Annotated in this window: 12 protein-coding genes and 3 pseudogenes; 9 read left to right on the forward strand and 6 right to left on the reverse strand. The window is 37.7% G+C overall.

What is annotated here, in order from left to right:
* On the reverse strand, positions 1 to 383 hold a 383-nt coding region (locus tag AC1DUW_RS04975; RefSeq protein WP_477642118.1), incomplete at its 3' end, for a BCCT family transporter.
* A 693-nt stretch (positions 384 to 1,076) separates the two neighbouring features.
* Here AC1DUW_RS04975 and AC1DUW_RS04980 point away from each other — a divergent pair.
* From AC1DUW_RS04980 to yumC, 5 genes are all read left to right on the forward strand, one after another.
* Positions 1,077 to 1,730 carry a TetR/AcrR family transcriptional regulator gene (locus tag AC1DUW_RS04980; RefSeq protein ID WP_340452418.1) on the forward strand — a complete coding sequence of 218 codons (654 nt, stop codon included), beginning with the start codon at positions 1,077 to 1,079 and terminating at the stop codon, positions 1,728 to 1,730.
* 1,089 nt (positions 1,731 to 2,819) lie between these two features.
* A complete protein-coding gene (locus AC1DUW_RS04985; RefSeq protein ID WP_477642119.1) occupies positions 2,820 to 5,252 on the forward strand; it encodes a GcvT family protein in 2,433 nt (810 codons plus the stop codon).
* 27 nt (positions 5,253 to 5,279) lie between these two features.
* Positions 5,280 to 6,431, forward strand: coding sequence for an N-methyl-L-tryptophan oxidase (solA, locus tag AC1DUW_RS04990; protein WP_477642120.1), 1,152 nt, complete (start codon positions 5,280 to 5,282; stop codon positions 6,429 to 6,431).
* A 76-nt stretch (positions 6,432 to 6,507) separates the two neighbouring features.
* Entirely contained in the window at positions 6,508 to 7,656 is a 1,149-nt protein-coding gene (locus AC1DUW_RS04995; RefSeq protein WP_477642121.1) for an aromatic ring-hydroxylating oxygenase subunit alpha, read from the forward strand.
* A gap of 153 nt (positions 7,657 to 7,809) precedes the next feature.
* Positions 7,810 to 8,799 carry a ferredoxin--NADP reductase 2 gene (gene yumC, locus AC1DUW_RS05000; RefSeq protein ID WP_477642122.1) on the forward strand — a complete coding sequence of 330 codons (990 nt, stop codon included), beginning with the start codon at positions 7,810 to 7,812 and terminating at the stop codon, positions 8,797 to 8,799.
* A 1,045-nt stretch (positions 8,800 to 9,844) separates the two neighbouring features.
* Here the strand turns inward: yumC and AC1DUW_RS05005 are convergent.
* A pseudogene (locus AC1DUW_RS05005) lies at positions 9,845 to 10,045 on the reverse strand (hypothetical protein); the annotation flags it as partial.
* 275 nt (positions 10,046 to 10,320) lie between these two features.
* On the opposite strand from AC1DUW_RS05005, the pseudogene AC1DUW_RS05010 reads away from it, so the two are divergent.
* Positions 10,321 to 10,469: pseudogene (locus tag AC1DUW_RS05010) on the forward strand (OsmC family protein); the annotation flags it as partial.
* Positions 10,470 to 11,010: 541 nt separating this feature from the next.
* On the opposite strand, the gene AC1DUW_RS05015 reads toward AC1DUW_RS05010, so the two are convergent.
* The gene (locus AC1DUW_RS05015; RefSeq protein ID WP_477642123.1) at positions 11,011 to 12,156 is read right to left on the reverse strand and encodes a tyrosine-type recombinase/integrase; all 1,146 of its coding nucleotides are present in this window, start codon (positions 12,154 to 12,156) and stop codon (positions 11,011 to 11,013) included.
* 358 nt (positions 12,157 to 12,514) lie between these two features.
* Here AC1DUW_RS05015 and AC1DUW_RS05020 point away from each other — a divergent pair, with 358 nt between their 5' ends.
* The 3 genes and pseudogenes from AC1DUW_RS05020 to AC1DUW_RS05030 all read left to right on the forward strand — a co-directional run bounded on the left by AC1DUW_RS05020 (position 12,515) and on the right by AC1DUW_RS05030 (position 15,606).
* Complete coding sequence (locus AC1DUW_RS05020) at positions 12,515 to 13,768, forward strand: helix-turn-helix domain-containing protein (protein WP_477642124.1); 1,254 nt, start codon at positions 12,515 to 12,517, stop codon at positions 13,766 to 13,768.
* A gap of 304 nt (positions 13,769 to 14,072) precedes the next feature.
* Positions 14,073 to 14,243 (forward strand): annotated as a pseudogene (locus tag AC1DUW_RS05025) (transposase); the annotation flags it as partial.
* 769 nt (positions 14,244 to 15,012) lie between these two features.
* Positions 15,013 to 15,606: a TetR/AcrR family transcriptional regulator gene (locus tag AC1DUW_RS05030; protein ID WP_452446385.1), complete on the forward strand. Its 594-nt coding sequence runs from the start codon at positions 15,013 to 15,015 to the stop codon at positions 15,604 to 15,606.
* A 61-nt stretch (positions 15,607 to 15,667) separates the two neighbouring features.
* On the opposite strand, the gene AC1DUW_RS05035 is transcribed toward AC1DUW_RS05030, so the two are convergent.
* The 3 genes from AC1DUW_RS05035 to AC1DUW_RS05045 form a co-directional block, all read right to left on the reverse strand.
* On the reverse strand, positions 15,668 to 17,116 hold the full coding sequence (locus AC1DUW_RS05035) for an NAD(P)/FAD-dependent oxidoreductase (RefSeq protein WP_477642125.1): 1,449 nt from the start codon (positions 17,114 to 17,116) through the stop codon (positions 15,668 to 15,670).
* Positions 17,117 to 17,834: 718 nt separating this feature from the next.
* Positions 17,835 to 19,157 (reverse strand): CitMHS family transporter, encoded by a 1,323-nt coding sequence (locus AC1DUW_RS05040; protein ID WP_477642126.1) that lies wholly within the window; start codon positions 19,155 to 19,157, stop codon positions 17,835 to 17,837.
* A 389-nt stretch (positions 19,158 to 19,546) separates the two neighbouring features.
* Positions 19,547 to 20,677 (reverse strand): AbrB family transcriptional regulator, encoded by a 1,131-nt coding sequence (locus AC1DUW_RS05045; protein WP_477642127.1) that lies wholly within the window; start codon positions 20,675 to 20,677, stop codon positions 19,547 to 19,549.
* Positions 20,678 to 20,692 lie beyond the last annotated feature (15 nt).

Below are 20,692 nucleotides of genomic sequence, written 5' to 3' on the forward strand. Positions count from 1 at the left end.
GCTGCTTCTGTATGTCCTTCTCCAGTAGGTGGACTCGTATAATGAAATACAGGTTCTGCAACACTCCAAAAGACAATTCCTACTCCCGAACCTGCACCAAAAAGCATAGCTAACCATGATGCTGTCTTAAATTCTGGTTTGTCTGTTTCCTTCCCCAACCTAATATGACCATATTTAGAGAATAATAAATAAACAGAAAATAGTACAAAAAAGAGGGCAGATCCAAGATAAATCCACCCAAAGTAGTCAATGGTACTATTATAAAGGGCAGTGGTAATCGTTGAGAGACTCTTTGTAAAAAAGGTCCCCCAAATAATAAAAGCAACCGTTAATAGGACTGAAACATAAAAAACGAAATTTTTGTTTATCCTCTTTTTACTCAAATTAACTCCTCCTACTTCGATAAAAGTGGCTCCTGAGTATTCGGTTGTGTGCTGCATCCCTTTTCTGCTTATTTTTTAATCGAATTATTCTAAAGATACTCAAGGTTTATTACTAGCTTAGTAAATAATGCAGTAAGTAAAATTAATACTCTTAAAATCTATTGTGAAGTAATGAAAACATTATTTTTACATTCTCTGTTTCCTCCTATCTATAAGTAAGCGCTTACATTATTTTAATTTCTACTTTTAACGATATCTAATCATGATAATACCATAATCAAAATTAGAAGAAAATGTGATTTTGATAAATTATCTAAAAATTTTTAAAAATACACTTTCGAAAAAAACTATTAAAATAAGCTTAATTTTTCTTATCTGTATGATTATACTACACTACAGAAAGTCTATTTGATTGGCTCCCCCCAAATAAACATTATTACAAAATAAAAAGGATTTTAGTTATAGACCCTTTAAAATCCTTAAAAATAGCAAGAAATACAGTTACAAATAAAAGTAGAATAATAATATTTAAGCGTTATTGGGATATATTCAAATAATAGGAAAAAATTAAGATCCGCTAATTTCCATATGCCCTCTCATAAATGAGATCCTTATAGGATCCTTCATTGCTGCTATAGAATGCATTTTTATGTTACACTCAAAATTAATTATCATAAAATCGAGGTGTTAAATATGAAAAAACAAACAGAAAAAAATAAAGAAACGCAAACTGTCCGAATGATGTCTTACTTTATTAATGCAACTGCTGAAATTATCACAGATGAGGGAATTGATAGAGTTACTATAAGAAAAATCGCTGATTTAGCAGGTTATAACAGTGCAACGATTTATAACTACTTTGAAGACTTATCCCACCTCATTTTCTTTGCTTCTATGAGATTTGTAAAAAAATACACGGATGCATTACCAACTTATCTTTTGAGAGCAAGAACACCCTTGGAAAGATATTTTTTGATTTGGGAATGTTTTTGTAAATATTCTTTTGAATCTCCACAAATCTACTATGCGGTATTTTCGGCTAATTTAGGTACTCACCCGATTAACCTGACAAAATATTACGAATATTCCCCGACTGATTTGGTAGCATTTCCAGATGATATAAAGCCAATGCTTTTAGAATCTAATTTATCTAAGAGAACTCTTATTGCCTTTAATCAATGTATCAGCGAAGGATACATTCAAGAGATGAATGCTGAACGGATCGCAGAAAGTCATTATTTAATCTGGCAGGGCATGCTTACCATGTTTATCAATAATAGATCTACTTATACTGTTGATGAAGCAGCAGAAGTAACTGTTAATCATATTCGTAATACCATTCTTTAAACAATAATTGATAAATCAAACGACTTCTTGTTTCGACTTTTGTGACATAAATCATAAGAATGCTAAATGGAAATGCTGCTGCAAATGATGCAGGGTGCTTCTTAATAACTGCAAGACAGATATAAGAACTCAGAGCAATTCCTTAGCCGAATCGGCAGGATAAGCCTGGAATAAATTTTAATGCATCTAAAACAAACCCTTTGATTGTACTTCCTGAAGCTCCCTAAAAACGGTCCCCATGCTTTCCACCATACCTAATAAAATAATGTCCAGATTGAAGCTTAAGAATTTTCCTAATAGGTTTTTTCTTAAGCTTGTACATAAAATTGGTTAAGATAGATTCCTAATGTGTAGGTAAACATTTTAAAATTTTGAGCTGTCTTCCTACTATCACCTAAATGATCATAAGCGAAATGGTAAGCAAAAATATTAGTATTTGATATAACTTACATTACCCAATCAATGTTATTCAACTAATTCACCCACTATTTTAGTAAGCGCTTACAATGATTATCACTAATCTATATTTAAAATATTTAAAATATTTAAAATATTATTTACTTTGTTAAAAAACGGTAATATAATTATCTTAATTATTAAGTAATCATGATTATTTAATAAAATTATGGAGTTGAAATAGGAGAGTTTTCTGTACAGAAGATTGAATTTAAAAGCTTATATTATTCAGAAACCTTTCTTGGTGATTTAAGATTCAAAGAACTAGAAGTGTAAGTAAATCCTTATGCAGATTTTCAAAGTAAAAAAGTTTACCATCCTCCTAGAATACATCTTGCTACTTCCTCAAGATTACAAAAGACTGCCCCATTTTAAATTTCAGCTTATCAGTCTGTAAACAATGCTATTATGTAAAAATTTAAAAAGGAACATTGTACAACAATTATTTTTTTAGTGTAATCGTTCAGGTCAATTAGAAAAATCAGTCAACGTTTTTAGTAGGTCAATTTTCAACTTCTTTTGGTATGCAAGGAGCAATCGTTATTGAATGTGAACATAGTAATCCTTATAACATATTAAGAATAACCCAACTAGTTACTATGTAGGTAAAAGAGGGGAGTGGGAAGGGAAGTTATGGGACAAAAGAAAATTGTCATCATAGGTGCAGGTGTTGTTGGATGTAGTACAGCCTATTATTTAAATAAAATGGGGCAGCGAAACATAACTGTTATTGAACAAGGGCCGTTATTTGAAACAGGGGGGTCCACATCGCATGCTCCAGGGCTTGTGTTTCAACTTGGTTTTTCCAAAGTGCTAACAACTTTGGCCTCTCAAACAGTAGAAGCGTTCAAAGAGTTAAGTCATGAAGGTCAACCCTCTTTCTATTCGGTAGGAAGTCTTGAAGTTGCAAATACTCAGGAACGTTTAGACGATTTGAAACGAAAAGCAGGCGTTGCAAAATCATGGGGAATGGAGGCATTTGTTCTTTCACCAGAAGAATGTGCCCAAAAAAGTTCGCTACTCAACACAGACAACATTTATGGCGGACTGTATGTACCATCAGATGGAATTGCCAAACCCCTTCGGGCTGTTGACCAAATGGCTCATTTTGCTAAATCTTGCGGGACTGAGTTTTACGGTCACACAGAAGTGATGGACATCGAGGTAGTGGATGGTCAAGTAAAAGCAGTGGAAACAAGTGCTGGACGATTTGAAGCGGACTTGATCATTTGCTGTGCCGGATTCTGGGGACCTCGTATTGGAGAAATGGTAGGAGTCACCATTCCTCTTCAACCAATCGCTCATCAATATGTATTTTCGAATGACTTACAAGAACTTGCTGCTGAAACGGAAGAAGTATCAATGCCTATTATCCGTCATCAGGATAGTGCTATGTATTATCGCCAAGTATTCAATGGGATAGGAATTGGTTCTTATCAACATCGACCATTGCCTGTTGAGGTCAGTGAAATTACGAAGTATGGCGAAGCGAAAGAAATGCCATCTGTAAAGCCTTTTACACCTGAAGATTTTGAAAAGCCATGGGAAGATGCTCAGGAACTCTTTCCAGCATTAAAACAAGCCGGCGTGAAAAGAGGAATAAACGGAATATTCTCTTTTACACCAGATGGGATGCCACTACTAGGAGAATCACAAAAAGTTCGTGGTTTTTGGGCGGCAGAAGCTATCTGGGTAACTCATTCAGCCGGTGTTGGGAAAGAAATGGCTGAATGGATTGTAAATGGAGCACCAACCCTCGATTTGGAGCTGTGTGATATTAATCGTTTTGACACTTATGCACAAAGCCCCGCTTATTATAAGAAACGCTCTATTGAAAATTATGAAAAAGTATACGATATTCATCATCCGTTCATGCAGCCGGAAACATCACGCGACATGCGTGTAAGTCCATATTATATGCGTCAACAATCATTAGGGGCTTATTTTAACGAAAAATCGGGCTGGGAACAGCCACAATGGTTTGAAGCAAATGATTCGCTTGTAGCAACGTATGAAAAAAGCATCTTGGAGCGCAAAGGATGGGCTGCCCAGTATTGGTCACCAATAATCGAAGCTGAACATCTGCATACTCGTCAATATGCTGGAATTTATGATGTGACAGCAGTGAAAAAACGGTTGGAAATCAGTGGAGAAGGAGCGCTAGAGTTTCTACAACACCTCACAACAAGCGCAATTGATATTCCAATCGGACAGGTGACGAGTACACTGATGCTTCATGAATTAGCTGGTATAAAAGATGAAATAAAAGTGATTCGTACCGCAGCTTCAACATTCTTTGTTCTTTGCACAGGAGCAGTTGAAGCTAGCTGGATTAAAAAACAAGTACCTGTATCCAGTCGGGTTGTGATTCAAGATCTAACGAACGGAATGTGCGGTCTTAGCGTAATAGGTGGTAAGGCGAGCGAAATAATGAATTCTCTTGATTCCCAGACTTTTGTAAAAAGTGAATGGGAGATTGGACAAGCCAAAGAAGGATTTATCGGGAATGTTCCAGTTCTCGCAGTGTACGATTCCTATGCCGGAACAGAAAGATGGGAGCTATTCACAACATCCGATCAAGGATTAAAGTTATGGGATGTCCTATTTGAAGCAGGACGCCACCATCAGATCATTGCTGCAGGAGATCGTGCACTTGAAAGTCTTAGAATCGAGTCACTTTCACTAAGAAACGGTAAGGACTTTTGGAGTGAACATAATCCTTATGAAGTAGGACTCGACCATTTGGTCGACCTTAACAAACCTACTTTCATTGGGAAACAAGCATTGCTTGATCGCAAGGCAAATGGACCTAACCTATTGTTAACGCCATTACTTCTTGATGATCCTTCAATGGTTGTTATGGGATATGAACCAGTATTTGATGAAGATGAAGTAGCTGGTTTTGTAACAAGTGCGGGCTATGCATACCGCTTTGGTAAGGGGATTGTGTATGCCCTGTTATCACCTGAAACTGTCCATAAAAGTAGCCCATTGAGTATTGAATACTTTGGGAAACGATATACAGCAACAAGAATTAGCCAATCCGCTGTGAGGGCTCATCAATAAAATCAAAAACAGCCAGGAGGATTATATATGTCAACACATTATGATGTAATTGTTATCGGATTAGGAGCCATGGGCAGTACAGCTGCTTATCAATTAGCAAAGAGAGGTCAACGTGTGCTTGGGCTTGAGCAGTTTGGGCCCGCACATGATCAAGGATCTAGTCACGGCGGATCACGGATCATTCGACAATCTTATTTTGAAGATCCAGCTTATGTTCCATTATTACTTCGTGCATACGAATTATGGGATGAGATTAAGCGAGAAAGCGGAGAAGAGATTATGACGGTTACGGGAGGATTAATGATGGGTCCTCCAGATAGTTTAACTGTATCCGGTAGTATTAAAAGTTCGAAACAGTGGGACCTTGCTTACGAAGTGCTGGAGGCAAATGATATTCGCGGACGTTTCCCGGTGTTTAACCCATCACCTAACACAATCGCATTATACGAAGAAAAGGCTGGATTTGTCAGACCAGAACGTAGTGTATACACCCATCTTCTTCATGCAGAGAAGCACGGTGCCGACCTTCGATTCTTCGAATCTGTTCAATCGTGGGAAGCCCATCCTTCTGGTGAAGGTGTCCGTGTTGTGACAAATAACGGGACATATGAAGCTGGAAAAGTGGTCATTTCTGCAGGAGCCTGGGCACCACAGATTTTGAAAGACTTAGGGGTAAACTTACAAGTAGAGCGTCATATTCAAATGTTCTTTGAGCCAACAAGAGGAATTGAGCCGTTCCGTGTTGGAAATCAACCGATTTATATATGGGAAGCAGATGACAATGTGCAATTATATGGTTTCCCTTCTGTAGGAATAGGTGCAGAAGGAGCAAAAGTCGCCTTTTTCCGCAAGGGAAAACCGTGTACACCAGAAACCATTGACCGAAATGTGCATAGCGATGAAGTGGACATGATGAGAGAGTATCTGGCCCAAGGCATTCCACAATTAAACGGACGCTTTTTACAAGGAAAAACATGTATGTATACAAACACACCAGACGAACATTTTGTAATTTCTGCGCATCCGAATCATCCGCAAGTGGCAGTTGCAGCTGGATTTTCTGGACATGGATTTAAGTTTGCAAGTGTTGTAGGGGAAATATTAGCGGATTTAGTGATAGATGGAAAAACAAATCATCCCATTGATTTATTCAGTCCGCAGCGTTTTGCCTATCAGTAAGTTTTTGACAATAGATAAAACACCTTGTGTCAGACTAACGTTACATGATTCCAAAAGGACCAAGGAGGAATAATAGATGGCAATGGATCAGAGTATCTTAAATGATAAAGGGAAAGTCAGATCTACCTTAAAAGGAGAATATTATACATCCCCGGAGGTTTTTGAACTAGAAAAAAAGAATATTTTTGCGAAATCTTGGCTTTTCGTTGATTATGAGTATGAGGTAGCGGAGCCAGGCCAGTACATTACAACGAAGGTTGAAGGCGAAAATATTCTGATTGTTAGGGGAAAAGACCGTGTGCTGCGGGCTTTCTTAAACGTATGTCGTCATCGTGGAGCAACACTCTGCAGCGACCCTTCTGGAAAGACAGGGATCATCCGATGTCCATATCATTCTTGGAGTTATGGACTTGACGGTTCCTTACTTGGAGTACCCAAATCGAGTGAATGTCGTGAAGAGTTAATAAATAATGATAGCTACGGATTAGAGGAAGTGCACCTTCAAACATGGCATGGTATGATCTGGGTGAACTTTTCTGAAAATCCAATGCCGGTTGAACAACAATTAGACACACAAATTTTTGATCGTTTCGGTGAACTTGAGACATTTGGTAGATATCAAATTCAAAATCTAAGAGTCGCTCATCGCAAAGAGTATGATGTGAAAGCAAACTGGAAAATCATTGTAGAAAACTTCCAGGAATGTTACCATTGCTCTGCCATTCACCCTGAATTGACAGCAGCACTTCCTGAATTCAAATCAGGCATGGGAACACAAAACGCAGTCGGTATAGGAGCAGAATTTAATGAAAATTTGGAGGCTTTCTCCATAAGTGGAAAAGGATCTCGGCCAATGTTAAAAGGGTTGCTTCCTGAAGATGACCGTATCTATTATGGAATGACCATTATTCCTCATGTATTCATCAACTTAACGCCGGATCATGTGATTACTCACCGGATTATTCCGATTAGTACGGATCGATCGATTGTGATTTGTGATTGGCTATTTGATCCAGAAGAAATGGCCAAACCAGATTTTGATCCACTGGACGCAGTTGAATTATTCCATCGTGTAAATGAGCAAGATTTTGAAGCTTGTCAATGGTGTCAAGAAAACATGGGATCAAAAGCTTACAAAAATGGCGGAATCTTAGTTCCAATTGAGCATCATGTTTCTCGATTTTACAATTACGTTTTAGAGTCAATCGGGGAGGAAGTCGAATAACAGATACTTATAAATTGGTGATTTGATAAAAAAGGCATCTGTTGTAGAAGACAGGTGCCTTTTGTTAAGGGATCCAATGGTTGTATTGGTGGAGGACGGTTCCTTATTGTTAATGAGTTTTATAATCAAAAACACTTAAATGGAGGGATATTTGTGAAAGAAGACACTAAAGTATACGATATAACCATCATAGGTGGTGGTCCAGTAGGATTGTTTACTGCTTTCTATGGAGGAATGCGTCAAGCGACTGTAAAAATAATTGAAAGCTTGCCACAACTTGGTGGACAACTTACAGCATTATATCCTGAAAAGTACATTTATGATGTTGCTGGATTCCCTAAGGTCCGAGCACAAGAGTTAATTGACAATTTAAAGGAACAAATGACTAAGTTTGAATCGACAATCTGCCTTGAACAAGCTGTTGAAACGGTTGAAAAACAAGTAGATGGAGTATTTAAATTAACTACAAACAATGAAGTACATTATTCAAAAACGATTGTGATTACTGCTGGAAACGGTGCATTTCAACCTCGAAAAATCGAACTTGAGGAAGCCTCTCATTTTGAGAATAGTAACCTTCATTATTTTATAAATGACCTGAATACATTTGCTGGACAAAGAGTACTTGTATGTGGAGGCGGAGATTCAGCAGTGGACTGGGCTCTTATGCTTGAACCAATTGCCGAAAAAGTATCACTAGTTCATAGGCGAGATAAGTTCCGTGCTCATGAACATAGTATTGAAAATCTTTATAACTCAAAAGTGGACGTACGCACTCCTTTTATTCCAAAGGAATTAACTGGTGGTGAAAGAATTGAGCAAGTAGTTTTAGAAGAAGTAAAAGGCAATCGTAAAGAAATATTGGATGTTGATAATGTTATAGTGAACTATGGATTTGTTTCTTCATTAGGACCCATCAAAACCTGGGGTCTAGAAATCGAGAAAAATTCTATTGTCGTAAATAGCAAAATGGAAACAAACATCGAGGGAATATATGCTGCTGGAGACATTTGTACATATGAAGGGAAAGTGAAGCTTATCGCAAGTGGTTTCGGTGAAGCACCTACTGCCGTTAACAACGCAAAGGCTTATATGGATCCGAAAGCACGCCTCCAACCACTTCACAGCACAAGTTTATTTTGAAATCCGTGATTTGATTTTATTCTGACGACTTTAGATATTAAAACCACTATGCCGTCGACTACCGGATAGTAAACGACTTGGAATGAATATTGAAAATACTATTAGGGGATTATTAGAATCAGAAGAGCTAAAAAATCAAAAGATGATAAATACCAATCATTGTTTACTGAAACAGAAAATAAATTGAACATTTCTAAACATCCCCATATATCCATTGTTTTGGAATGTGGTGGTGTGGTACACAAGCTCTCACCTGAGATATTTTAGTCTAGGAAGAATCATTTCTTAATGAAATGGTTCTTTTTTTGTAAGTAGCTTAAGCAGATGATAGGGGTTTTATCATAGAAATGATGAACAAGTTTAGTCTGGTCTTTTTGAGATAGCAAAATAATCTAGATTAGACCAGCTTGGGTTATTATCTTTATATGAAGCCATGGTTTTTTCCTTGTAAAGAGGCAAAGTCAGAAAAGAACAATTCATTGGTGTTTTTTAACGTATACCTTGATAAATGGGGGGGAATGTTCACTAAAAAATAGATGATAAGGCTAAGTCTGGATTTCGAATGACAAGAAGGGGACTAGCTTTCTTGTGTTTCGACAATATAGTTGCTTGGGCACTGTCTAACTTCAAAACTCCGTAGTTTCAGTCCCATTTTTCTATCCTTTACTAGTTCAAAATGTTGTAGGTATCTGAGCACTGTCGGAAGAACCTTTGTAAAGATTTTGTTTATTTTAAAATACACCTCGATAGAATATATATTTTAATTGGCATCCCAAAATAGCTAAATACTCACTATTCGTATTTAGTAAGATCGGAAAAGTACACCGGTATTGACATTTACTAGGATTTTAATTTGCAAATACTTATTCCATTGTCTTAGATTAACTCTCAGTCAAAAATAAATTTATTTTCCAAACCCATTGCCCAATTATTTTATTACAAAGCTTCCTAGATACACTAATTTATTTCAATCACAAATAGAAAAATCATATAATCTTTGACGAGTTTCTTCTATTATATAAGGTAAAAGAATGGGTCTTTTACCTTATATATTCTTCATGATGCAACTGGCGTTATTATTATAGCGTGTCCCAGACTGAACATAACGATCGACCATCTCCCTCGTTTTATGTCCTGTCTGTTTCATGATAGCAATATCGGCCATTCCCGTCATTGCTGCACTCGTAGATAGCATACTACGGAGGCTATGGGCAGCGAATTCATTTTCGTTCAATCCTAACGCGCCAAGATATTTTTTACATTGAGATCAATCGATTTCACTAAGTGGCCCCTTTATATAGATATACAATAAGATATCTCGTAAAATAGTGTGTTTCTTAAACCTTCTATATTAAAACGAATGAACCATTATCCATAAAACAAAAGTTAATTTCGCTGTAGAGCGAATCTCAGCATCAAAATTTAGAAATATAAAGGTTATCTTTACTTTATGAAGGCAGTTTTGAAAATGGATTAACTTTTTAACTTTCACCCACAATGGTAATTCCCTACATTCTACAAAATCATCCAAAACGTTTTACCGATTATCATATCCATTATTTACTGGAAGGGGAATTGCCAAAAGATAAAGTGGTCCGTGCTATTCAATTATCGAAATTAATGCAAACATTGTAGTGAGCTATTCGATTAATGGTGTCAAAGGAGATTAATGGAAAATTTTTTAGAAGAAACAGACTCCATTAATTCAAAGGGATGGAAACTGTTATGAACTAAAACGAACAATCTCATTAACAAATTGAATATATTGGTTTCGGGTTTTCTAGGCCGAAAAGTGGTCGCATAAATATTGATAAAGATGTTCCAAGCATTGCCATAACCATCCAGCCCCATCCGTGAATACTGAAAGAAGCAATTCCGCCAACAATTGCTGCTCCAGCAACGCCTGGCTTAATTTTTTTAGGTCAGAATGTTCCCTATAACAATAGGTAGCACTTCTTTTGGTCATAGAAAGCTGTATAAGACGTTATTCACTTTACCTAATAATTTAATTTTTTAATAATTATTAAACCTATCTGGAAGTCTGTATAGACGTCTGAATAAACTACTTGCAAGGTGTGGACATATCTATTATTAAATCTCGTCCATTTTTCATATCTTCAACCTTTAAACCATTTTAGAAATGGATCTTTTAAGTCAATTGAAGTCCAAAAATTCAGCAAAAACTTCTCTAAATATGACGAGTTTCTTCTATTATATATACTCTCCAAACACATCTGATTTCCACAAATGAATCGCATGGCGTTCTTTTTCAAAAACCTTCTCCAAATAAATTTCTGTAGTGGATAGTTGCTCATGGCCCAGACTCTTCATAATCTGATAGACATCTACTCCATTTAAGTGAGAAATGATGGCAAAAGCATGCCTAAATGTATGAGGACCAATGGAAGAAGAACGAAACTTCAAAAAAGGCAATCCACTCTCTTTAATGGCTTTTGTTATGTATTGAGACAAATAAGAGGGAGAGTAGGCACGGCCGGTATTGGTCGTAAAGAGCGGGTCGTCTCCTTCTGCTGCATCTATATCGTCGATTCCTCTAGCTGAACGGAACATTCGAATACTATTCATTCCTTTTTCTTTCAAGGGTATTTGCCTTCTTTTATTTCCTTTACCTAGGACCTCTAAAAAATACGTGCTGGTAATGGAATCATATTGAAGATCCTTGACTCGGAGTCTTGTAAACTCTTCATTACGCATGCCTGTCATCGTTAGGATATGAATAATCGAAAAAATGATGGGGTGGTGGATTTCCCTGAAGTAATCAAGTAGCTGAATGACTTCCTTAGGTCCCAAATCACGGTTCGGCCGATCATCTTTACGAATACTTACCTTAAAGAAACCTTCATGAATGGGTTCCGTGATATAGCCTGATTCGAACAGGAATTTCAAAAAACTCTTAATGATGGCTGTCTTTCTGGATAATGTGGCAACGGAATACGCTCCTTTTGATAAGACATAGGGGCTTTTTTCTGATAACCATTCCTGATATCTTCGAATGTGCCGGGTAGATAGAGATTTAAAGAGGGAACCGTCCACAACTTTTTCCAAGTCTACATGGATTTCCACCGAATAAGTGAGTAATTGTTCAATAAATTGAATAAGTTCTCGCTCATAGGCTTGGACGGTGCGGGTGGACTTTTCATGTTGCTGTTTTAAATGCTCCCGCCTTTGAAGAAACCACTGTAGCATTTCTGCATCGCTAAAATCGGAAAAAGGATGATGCCCATTCTTTTCTGTCGTATCTAATCGTTCTTGTAACGTGTGGATTGAAATTTCTGAAAGACTTTTTTTCCATGCACTACTCTGAATCTCTTTCGTTTTCTCTATCAGTTCATGCATACTTTAATCCCTCACTTTTATATTCTAACTATCAATAAGATAAAGTCTATATTTATTAGATACATTTTAATAAATAGTAATTACATTATAACAAATTACAAGATATAAATAATTATGAATGACATAAATAAATCCTACATTTATTTATGTTAACCATAATTATTACATAACTAGATTCGAAAATTATAATAATATTGTTAAATTCAAATATTATATCTATAATGTTTATATAAAAGGAATTTACAATTATACTTATTTATATCAATATTATTTATTATGATAGATATATGAACTAAATAGTTAATCATTAGATAGAAAGATATATAACAATAAAAGATAAAAGGTGAAGAGACAAATAATGAATAAACTAAACCATGAAAAAAACACGCAGACTGCCTCTTATGAAATGGGGGAAACGGTTTATGTTCTCCCAACATGTACGGAAGAAGAAGACCCAGAGAGTTTTTACTACTTTAAACAATTTGAAAAAAAAGAAGGTGAGATTTTGGAAGTGATCGAACACCCCCGTCTCCAATATCGTGTAAAATTTGGCCAGGCGGAAGCAGTCCTGTATCATGAGGAATTAACGAATGGCAACCAACGGGATGTTTTAATTACAGGAACGGATAAGCAAGAAGGATGGGAGGGGAATAAAGTGGAATGGTATACACAAAAGGAGGTAGCTGATTTATTAGGCGTATCCAAGGCAACGGTCTACCATTATGGAAAGCAGAAGAAAATCATTAAAATTCTGGATCCACATCGATTACATAAAGAGGCCCGTTATCAAAAAGAGGAAGTGGATCGATTAGTCTATGAAAAACAATCTTTACCTACTGGCATGAGTCCCAATGAGGTTGCAAAGAAATTGGGGTTATCTGTACAAAGTGTTTATAAGTATATACAAGATGGGTCAATAAAAGCTGAGGCTGTCCCTTATGGAGATGAAAGAATCACTTATGTAATTTCGGAAACAGCCTATCAGGATGCAGAAAAATCACTCAAACCATCTGAAATACAGAGACCGAAAAAATATGAATATTATGATTCGAAAAATGATATTGTTTTATATCAAAGGTTTCATTCGAATAAAATACCAGAGGCCCGTGTTATACGAAATGAAGAAAAAGTATGGGGTTTCTACTTACCCAATATCCAAAAGTGGTTGACGTATGAAGAAGGAATGAACAATTATGCCTTAAAGCCATCCTATTCGATCCATCAATCTACTTTGGATTATAAAGGATATGTTGAGCTTCAGGTACCCAAAAATGAAGTTGTTTTTTATCCCTTCATGGACTATTTATATGGAATTTGGGGAGCGGAAAATATTCGACTTAGAGAACAAAGTGAAACAGTTTTACTCTACATCAAGGCAGGGGAAAAGCCGTTAAAATCCGAGGTGTTTGGTATTGCTGATATTTTACCATATTTAATTAATGGAGAAATGCACCATGAAGATGATACTTTGATATTACGTAGTCCAAATAGAAAAACTAGTTTTGAATTACCTATCGAATTGTTAGAAACAATTTCAAACTTAGCAGAACAAGAAGGAATCAGTATCAGTAAGTGGATAGAACAGCAACTATATACAATTACGACTAGGTAAAAGGATAGGATTGAAAACACTTGCTACAAACTTAACAGCTAGAAATTATCAAATAAGAAAATGCTAAATAAGGAGACCTACCAACCAAAGAACTAAGGTATACATTGGTTTTGTTATGTAAAATATCCTCTTATTATTACCTCTTAGTAGATAAGTCACTGATTATTTTTTAATATGGTGGAAAGTCGGAGTCGACAATTGACGTAAATTAAAGAAGACCCGTATTATTAGCTTGTAAGAGTTGTTTCATGCATTGAATTTCTAAGTTACTTAATGGTATATTTTACTGGTAATGCTATTTGTAGCCATCTGGCGCAATATTTATTTCACGAACTTAATCGAATCGTTTAATAAACAAATTAAAAAGTACACGAAACGCAAGGAACAGTTCCCAAACGAATCGTCGTTAGAACGCTTCCTTGTCTCACAATTTGACGACTACAACGAACGCTTCGCCACACGATGCCAGCGGTAGCTTTTATTGTTTTAATTTATTTACTAGTTAACAAGGAAATGATGAAATCTATCTTGTAAAACATAGTATGTGAATAAATGTACTTAAACAAACGAGTGCGTTAGTTGATTAAGATATGAGATCCTTGAAGATTCTAAGCGTTCGAGGCTTTATTTTTCATAGAATGTATTATCATAGTTTTTCTCGTTTTGTCGTCTGGACCATAATTAGAGTCCTCAAAATAGCTATCATTCCCCAGAAATAGGAATCAAATTTGAAGAAGCCGACCAATAAAGGTCGGCTTTTTTCATATTCATATGTCATTCCTCCATTCACACTCAGAAAGTCGAGAATTTCATTTAAGGGGCTTTTCCCTAAAAGTCCAGTTGTCGTTGATGACAACTGCTTTTCTTATTAGTTCACATATCCGTTTTTATTGGTGCTTTTGTAGTTTCCGTAAAGGCTTCAAACGCTTGGGATATTAATACCATCATATATTACAATCAGTCCTATAACTATAGCTACTGTTCTCACAATAAATTCAGCAGTTAGGAGACTTCCTTGTACGTGAACGATATCATACCATGACCCTGTAATAAACACAGGGGACAATGTTATTAAAACTTTTTCTTATCTGCAATTTAATTTATCCACCTCCTGCGTCTCTTTTTGGGTCGAGAATGTGAGAAATAGGTTGACTGTAAAAATAAAATGCTGTATTTTTAATTTTGACTGACTTGATCAATATAAGGAATGTTAATGATATGAACTCGAAGGGGGCGGGTGCAGCGTGGCACCATTAAATGAAGAGCAGCTAATCCAGATCCGCGATGAGCGCAGGGAACAGATTCTGGCCGCTGCCTTAAGCGTATTTTCCAGACGCGGCGTTGCCGGAACCAAAATGAGTATGATCGTGAAGGAAGCAGGCATTAGCCATGGCCTAGTGTACCATTATTTCAAATCCAAGGAAGAGCTTTTCGTTACGCTTGTCAAAGGTGCTATAGAGGGTGCGCAGGAAGCCATGTCGTTCGTTACATCCCTTCCGGGAACCGCTTATGATAAAATCAGAAAATTGGTTGAAGAAATGATGGATGAGGAAGGAGCCCCGTATTTTCAGCTGATTTATCAGGCAAGAACGTCCGATGGCGTGCCTGAAGAAGCGAGAATATTGATCAACCAATACACGTTGGACGATTATGTTAGCATCCTTCGGCCTTTGTTCGAAGAGGGACAAAGGGATGGGACGATTGCACCTGGGGATCCGGGAGAATTGATTGCCGGCTTCCTGACGGTACTAACCGGAGTGATGATGGTGGGATCGGTGGATGAACGGCAGTTTCGCATCCCGGATATCGAAATGCTGATGAGGATGATTAGCAAATAAAGCACCTATCACCTCATTGCAGGCGGCAAGTGCTTTATTTTTACGGAATGTACGGCTTCTCTTATCGTGGAATGATCTTTTCCAGTATTTCTTCAAGCGGCCGATGATGCTGCTCCAGCAGCTCGGCGAGGATTTCCTTTCCTTCGTCCGATGCTTCCAGCACCGCTCTGATCATTTGCGGATTGAACAGCTCACCAAGCGGAACAGACAATGTGTTTACTCCCCAATACATGCCGTAAAGCTGAAAGTTGTGATTCACCGTGCCCTCTTTAAGCAGCATATCCATCACCTTTCGGCAAAAATCTATCCCTTCAAGCGGTTCTGACCCGGCTTCATATTCAACGCCCTCCCACTGTAAATCCGCCGCACAGTTCAGCCACCAGGCAGGCGTAATGGCTTCACGCTGCATTCGTTTAAGTACCCGCTTTTCAAACTGCGGCTTCGGATCGCTAAGCTGCTCCCGCAAAGAGGATTGCAGTATTTCCGCTTCGATTGCCGCAACCGTCATCCCTTGACCGAAAATCGGATCATAGATGCAGTAAGCATCACCAAGGACGAGCAGGCCAGCAGGCCAATGGTGAACCTGTTCATAATGGCGGCGGTATAATTCCGCTACACGAAAGCCCCGCGGGTTGCCGACAGGTTCCAAATCCTTGACGATTTCCGCGATCAGGGAAGACGGCAGCCCGGCCACCGTTTGTTCGAACGCCTCCGCATCTGTAGGAGGAAATTGCCCTCCGGGACGGTACAGCAGCAGTTCGGCGACTTGATTCTCAATGAAGGAGAAGACGCCTGTAAAGGTGTTGTTCTCCGGCTGGCCCATAATGTTGACGACATCCCACTCTTCGGCCAGATGTCGCATTGCAGGCGGCAATGTATAGCGGCGGGTGCTGTACCCGATGGCCGTCTTCATCAGATCGGGCTTCGGCACTTCGTACCCCAGGCTCTCCAGCCACTCTGGCAGCCGGGAGGTTCGGCCGCTGGCATCGACGATCAGGTCGGCCATCCGGACACTTTCTTCTCCGGCAACTTTCCGCTCCCGGACCCGTACTCCGGTAATGGCTGAACAGTCTGGAGCTGCAATGAGTTCAAGTACGTCATGCCCTTGAAGAAACCTCACATTCGGACTCGCGCTCACGCGTCCGCGAATGATCCATTCAAGCACGGCGCGGCTGAATTTATAATCATTGCGCATATAAGGTCCGCTGACGATCCCATACTGATTCATAATATGCGCTGTCTTATTGAGCGAGGAAGGCGAGCCAAGTGCGGCCAACTCCTCTTCGTAACCGGGAAACAGATTTTCCGTAATCATTTTGCCGCGATTTGTGAATCGATGCGGCTGGAAACCGTGAGGTACGCCAGCCCGGTCAGCCGGATGTTCCGGATATTTATCTTTATCAATAACAAGCACTTCTCCATAAACATCCGCCAATACGCGAGCAGTCATCAAACCTGCCATACTGCCTCCGATAACGATTGCTTTTCCCATTCGAAGATTGTTTTCCATAAGCTAAATCTCCTTTTTATGATTGATTAAATCAGTCAACACAAGAATAATGCATTTACCACTATATGTCAATTCATAAAAGATATTGTTTTAAATCGAATATACGCTTCTTTGACATATTTATAACCAAAATATGGGGAAGTTTATAGGCGACCCTGCATAAAATAACAGAACACAGGTTGTCTTATGTCTGACAGACAAGAATTGTGATTTAGTCAGATGACCATTACTTGCAGCAAAGAACGTAATTCAAAAGGGTAGAAGGGGGCCGGGTATCCAATTTATTGTAAACATACTCAACGATGTAGAAAGGCATGGACTTAACCAGCTGTTCCCATTTCTGCTCATGGATTTGACATTCTCTTATCAACAGATCCACATAATATCAGTAAATACTTCAGTTTTCCAATCTTATTTAATGGTTTCAATTATGGACATAAAGGAATGGAGGGGAGGAAATGAAAACAAAGCAAGACTTGAACACCGGTTATCACTGCAAACGTTGGATCATTTCAATTTTTTCATGAACCTATGATGAAATTAGAGGGTTCTTAAATCAATCACAATCATTGAGACCTTAATAGGGTCTTTTTTTAAATAAATCGACTGAAATTATAAACATAGAACTTTACCTGTCAACAAAGTTGTATCAAAAAACTATCTAGCTGAAAAATGCCACAAAAGTCCTTGCAAACAAGTATACAAGGACTTTTATAATTTACATAAAAGAAATGGCACCACTAATTATAGCTAATACTGTTAAGATTAACGATGTCAAGATGGCCCATTTGTATGCGAATTTCTGATATTCTCCAAGGTCTTTATCAACCATACCAACTAATAGAATGGTTGATGCAACAAGTGGACTCATTAAATGAGCGGGTTGTCCCAATATAGAAGCCCGAGCAATTTCTAACGGACTGATTCCATAGGCTGAAGCTGCTTCTGCAAGAATAGGGAGAACTCCAAAATAATAGGCATCATTCGATAAAACGAAAGTGAATGGCATACTTGTAATGCCAACAATGACAGGAAAAAATTGACCTAGTGAAGCAGGTATTATCGAAACCATTCCATTAGCAATAGCATCAACCATTTTTGTACCGGAAAAGATTCCTGCAAATACTCCTGCCGCAAAAACTAACAGAACAACAATCAAGGCGTTTCCAGAGTGTGCTAAGATGCGACTTTTTTGCATTTCCAGATTGGGGTAGTTAATCATTAAAGCAATAGCGAAACCGACCAAAAATAAAATAGGAGAAGGTACCAATCCCATAATAAGAATGACCATAATGCCTACTACAATAAATAAGTTAACCCACAATAAATGAGGACGTTTAATGTCAATGTGTGGGACTATCTCAGTGGCTTCATTTTCTACAGTAGCAGCTATTTCAATATTTAACTCTTCTATGTGTATTACACCCAGTCGTTTACGTTCTTTTGTTCCTAAAATAAATGCGACGAAAATAACCCAAAAAGCACCACCGATCATGGTAGGAATAAGTGGAACAAAAAATTCGGATGCATCAAGTCCCAATACTGCTATTGCTCGGGTAGCAGGTCCACCCCAGGGGGTCATACCACTCATAACACTTAAAGCTAGCATGGCTACTGTGGCTAAAACCAATGGATTCATACCGATTCGTTTATAAAGTGGATACATAGCTGAAACAGTAATGATATACGTTGTTGTACCGTCTCCATCAAGGGCCACGAGTAATGCAAGAATTGTGGTACCCATCGAAATTTTGACAGGATCTCCCTTGACAACTTCTAATAGCTTTTTGATAAGTGGGTCAAATAAGCCCGTGTCTATCATAATACCAAAAAACAATATGGCGAATAATAATAGAGCTGCAGAAGGAGCGACTAGCTTAATGCCTTCCATCATCATAGTGCCAATTTTACTTCCAAAACCACCAACTCCTGCAAACACGATCGGAACTAAAGTTAAAGCAACAATGGGTGATAAACGTTTGGACATAATTAAATAGGTAAAAACGATAACCATGGAAGTACCTAAAATTGTAAGAAACATTATTAAATCCCCTCCCTACTTTTGAATGCGCTTTCAATTAATCTCCGGATGACTTAGAAATAATTTTGTGAATTTTCAGAAAAAAACTGGTAGATTAATAAGTTTTACACTATGCTTATGCGCTTTTCTTTAATAAAGGTTAATACAGAGAGAGCAATAAGTTAAATACATATTTTTTTTGTATTGTTATCAAAATAATTTATTCTTTAAAAAAGAATGGGGAATAGAGCAATGAAAGCCACTGGAAAAGTGATTCCTAACTAAAGTTTTTAAAATTAAATGCTACATTTAGTTTTATAAAGAAGGTCATCATCTAAATTATAGATGATGATCTTCTTTTCTTTATGAATCAGACTTTTTCAGTGCCTTTGAGCAAAGATCCCTCCTTTTTATTTAACATTTAGTTTTACTGAATTACTGTTCTTGTCTTTTTTTCTTAAACTTAATTTTAATACCAATCTGAGTAATGGAGGAACGGCGATATAAATAAAAGCCAACCGAAATAGTTGATAGCTGGTAACAGTAGATACATCAGCATTGACTTCATGTGAAATGATTCCCATTTGATCCATTCCACCAGGGGCTAAACTTAAAAAACCCGTAATAGATGATAAATCATAATACTGGGTCAGTAGAAAACTGAAAAACATTGTTGCGCAGATCAAAATTAGCCCGTTCATCAAAGCCAATAATATGGTTTTCTTTTTGTTGTCGAGTTGTTCCGGTTTTAATAGTAAACCGATATAACCGCCAACCATAAATTGAGATATATCAAGAAGGGAAGGGGGAAGCGGGGGTCCCTGCAAACCAAAAAGGCTTATTGCAGCAGTAACGATTACTGGTCCTAAAAAGTAAGGTGCTGGAAATTTGATTATTTTACCTATTCTTGCTGCGAGAAAACAAATAAGCGCGAACAGAAAGATAAGTGGAAATAATTCACTCCACTGTGGAATAACGTTATCCATTATTCTAGTTGAGCCATTGGTACTTTCCGATGCAAAAAGGGGACTGGAAATTAAAAAGGGAACTAAGAAAACAACCATGATCACTCTTGTAACATGGAAAAAGGTTACTGTTGTAATATCAATCCCTTTCATTTCTTCTGCAAACACAACGATTTGTGACAACCCTCCAGGAATACTGCTTGTTAAGGAGGTAGGATAGTCAATACCGGTAAGTTTTGACATGACAAAAGCCGAACATACACACACAAGGACAATTAAAGTTGTAAGGATCAACATTGAGGGAAGGTGACTAATCATGTCAGAAAATGAGCTCTTGGTAAAGGAGATGCCAATTGAATAACCCACAATAATTAATCCTGTATTTCTAATCGAAACGGGCCAAATTAATTTAACGTTTTTGAAGCGTGAAGCAATTAATAGGGCTGCCATTGGACCTAGAAGCCAGGGGATTGGCAACCTGATAAGAGAGAAAAGGCCGCCTCCAATAAAAGCAGTTACAAGTGCAGCTAATAATTGGATTCCCCTGCTTACGTTATTTAAATCCCACTTTTTCATATTAATTCTCTTCCT

The sequence above is a fragment of the Peribacillus sp. P4_C12 genome (genome assembly GCF_056402095.1).

What these genes read in the sequence shown, in the direction of transcription:
- AC1DUW_RS04985 (WP_477642119.1), top strand. Translation starts at nt 2,820, where the DNA reads ATGGGACAAAAGAAAATTGTCATCATAGGTGCAGGTGTTGTTGGATGT.
- AC1DUW_RS05020 (WP_477642124.1), top strand. Translation starts at nt 12,515, where the DNA reads ATGAATAAACTAAACCATGAAAAAAACACGCAGACTGCCTCTTATGAA.
- AC1DUW_RS04980 (WP_340452418.1), top strand. Translation starts at nt 1,077, where the DNA reads ATGAAAAAACAAACAGAAAAAAATAAAGAAACGCAAACTGTCCGAATG.
- AC1DUW_RS04995 (WP_477642121.1), top strand. Translation starts at nt 6,508, where the DNA reads ATGGCAATGGATCAGAGTATCTTAAATGATAAAGGGAAAGTCAGATCT.
- solA (WP_477642120.1), top strand. Translation starts at nt 5,280, where the DNA reads ATGTCAACACATTATGATGTAATTGTTATCGGATTAGGAGCCATGGGC.
- AC1DUW_RS05040 (WP_477642126.1), bottom strand. Translation starts at nt 19,157, where the DNA reads ATGTTTCTTACAATTTTAGGTACTTCCATGGTTATCGTTTTTACCTAT.
- AC1DUW_RS05045 (WP_477642127.1), bottom strand. Translation starts at nt 20,677, where the DNA reads ATGAAAAAGTGGGATTTAAATAACGTAAGCAGGGGAATCCAATTATTA.
- AC1DUW_RS05015 (WP_477642123.1), bottom strand. Translation starts at nt 12,156, where the DNA reads ATGCATGAACTGATAGAGAAAACGAAAGAGATTCAGAGTAGTGCATGG.
- AC1DUW_RS05035 (WP_477642125.1), bottom strand. Translation starts at nt 17,116, where the DNA reads ATGGAAAACAATCTTCGAATGGGAAAAGCAATCGTTATCGGAGGCAGT.